Annotated in this window: 1 protein-coding gene and 1 pseudogene; both read left to right on the forward strand. The window is 69.8% G+C overall.

The features are described 5' to 3' along the window. Positions 1-100 precede the first annotated feature (100 nt). Positions 101-568: an RICIN domain-containing protein gene (locus FF041_RS26160; protein ID WP_228388636.1), complete on the forward strand. Its 468-nt coding sequence runs from the start codon at positions 101-103 to the stop codon at positions 566-568. Between the two features lie 469 nt (positions 569-1,037). Beyond that, positions 1,038-1,972 (forward strand): annotated as a pseudogene (locus tag FF041_RS38170) (pRL2-11); the annotation flags it as partial.

Genomic DNA, 1,972 nt, shown 5'->3' on the forward strand with positions numbered 1-1,972 from the left:
CTCCCTACTGTGTGGCGGACATGTCCTGAGTCCGGCCCGGGCGAGGACCGGTGACGGTCCCGTCTCCGTGACGGGACCGTAGACGAAGCAGGGGGAGCACATGGCACAGTTCCGTGACATCAACGAGACGCACGAGGCCCCGGACGGCGAGCTCTACATCTCCCTGGCGTCCCATCCCACGCTGGTGTGGGATATGCCGCGCGCGTCCACCGCACCCGGCACCGCCCCGATCATCTACACCCGCAACAACGGCGCCCACCAGCGGTGGCGTTTCGAAGTTGACCACCACGGCACCAAGTACACGTTCTTCCGCATCATCAACGTCCACAGCGGCCTGGCCCTGGCCGTCCAGCCGGACCGCACGATCACCCAGCAACCCCACGCGGCATCCGACCAACCGAGCGGACGCCGGCAGATGTGGGCCATGGGCTACCCCGGCTTCGCCGGGGTAGCACCTTCGACCCGGCCAAGCCCGCCCAGCCGCACCCCACCGGCTCGCAGGGCACCCGCCTGCGCATCCTCGAACACGGACCCGTCGACGCGACCCCCGCCGCCTCCGGCACCCTGATCACCCTCAGCGAGTGGGCAGCCTTCGAAACCGGCTGGACGTTCACCGCCGCGACCTGAACCCCGCCCCTTTCTCTCCATCCGTCCGGGCCACCGGTGCCGAGGCAGAGCCGACCGTGAGGTGCTCCCGGGCGGGCCCGCCTCGCCACGAGGTCTGACCCGCCCGGTCAGCCCGCAGGCCGCGCGTTCCTCGTCCAGGTGCTGGTTCGGGGGCCTTTGCGGGGACGCGTCTGGATCATGTTGACGACCCAGTCACACAACGCTCCCTCGCCACTGACCCCACACATACTCCTTGCTCAAATCCGGCAGTAACCGCAGCCGCTCCGCTTGCTCCGGGGCGGCCCTTTTTTATCCATAAGTGCACCGGGATTTGCCGAAATCTATGCATAGGCCCCCTGTTTTACGGTCGTGTCCGGTTCTGGGTGTTGGGTGCCCGGAGTAAACGGCACGGGTGAGAGGGCACGACGGCTATGGGGCAGAGCAAGTTCGACAGGCAGGTGGAGGAGACCGCCGAGTCGCTGGCGGTCGGGATCGGGAAGATCCCGGCCGGCCGCGATCTGGACGGGGTGCGCAGGACGGACGCGACGTTCTGGCGGGCCGGGACCCGCATCCTGCCGAAGACCGAGGGCAGGGTGCCGCGCCGTTCGTACCGGGCCGGCTGGCAGCGCCTGATACCCCGCCTGGCCGTACTGGGAGGCGTCGGCGTGGGCGGCTATGCGGCAGCCCGGGACCTCGATGCCACCGCAGAGAGCGTCGAGAACCTCTGGAACAACCCCGGCCCGGTCCTCGCCGCGCTGGAGACGGGCGGCGTCACCGCCGCCACCGCCGCGGCCGCGGGCGGGATCGCGTACGGAATCCTCGGGCGCGGGCACCGGGAGCTGAGCCGCGAGTGGATCCACCCGCTGCACCAGGCGCTCGCGGGCCCGCTGGGGTACGCGGAGCAGACCGACCCGCGCCGCTACCTCCACATCCCGTGCAACTTCTCCGACGACGACGCCCGGATACGGGTCGATCTGCCGATGCACATGCGGTTCTCCCGTGATGCGGTCGCCGACCTCATCACCCAGAAGCTCGCCCTGGAGGCGGTGTCGTTCTCCTGGCACCCGGCTGGGGCCAAGCCGTATGTGCTGGTGAAGAAGACCCGCCGGCCCCCGGCGAAAGCCGCGTTCAAGGACCCGAAGACGCGCGAGCTGGTGACCAAGGCCCCGGAGTCCGCGCCGGTCATCGGGATCGGGGCCGGTGGCCGGGTCGTCTCCGTGGACCTGGACGCCGACTCCCCGCACCTCCTGGCCAACGCCTCCACGGGCGGCGGGAAGTCGGTGACCCTGCGGTGCATCGCCTGCCAGATGCTCCACCACGGCTCGCTCGTGTTCATCCTCGACACGAAGCGGATCTCCCACCCCTG

Source organism: Streptomyces jumonjinensis, from assembly GCF_009600885.1.
In the GTDB taxonomy this organism is placed as follows: domain Bacteria; phylum Actinomycetota; class Actinomycetes; order Streptomycetales; family Streptomycetaceae; genus Streptomyces; species Streptomyces jumonjinensis.